This is a genomic window from Stenotrophomonas maltophilia (assembly GCF_013464915.1).
Lineage (GTDB): Bacteria > Pseudomonadota > Gammaproteobacteria > Xanthomonadales > Xanthomonadaceae > Stenotrophomonas > Stenotrophomonas maltophilia_AT.
On the sequence record NZ_RAVT01000112.1, the window covers coordinates 1 to 359 of the forward strand.

The window sequence follows — 359 nt, forward strand, 5'->3', positions numbered from 1 at the left end:
CCCGTTCCGATGTTCATGAGGTGATTGAGGATACGGGTGATCTCATCGAACATCGTGCGGATGTACTGTGCCCTGATAGGCGCCTCGATTCCCAGAAGGGTTTCAATCGCACGTACGTAGGCGTGTTCATTGCACATCATGGATACGTAGTCCAGCCGATCCATGTAGCCGATGGACTGGTTGAAGGGCTTGGACTCCGCCAGCTTCTCGGTACCCCGGTGCAGCAGGCCCACATGCGGATCCGCGCGCACAACGGTCTCGCCATCCATCTCAAGCACCAGGCGCAGTACCCCATGTGCCGCAGGATGTTGGGGGCCGAGGTTCATCACGTAGTTCCGGATCTCGGTATCCCGCCGATC

At 58.5% G+C, this 359-nt stretch carries 1 pseudogene; it reads right to left on the minus strand.

Features of this window, described 5'->3' with window-relative positions:
• A pseudogene (locus D7T59_RS21170) lies at positions 1–341 on the minus strand (NADH-quinone oxidoreductase subunit D); the annotation flags it as partial.
• Between the last annotated feature and the right edge of the window lie 18 nt (positions 342–359).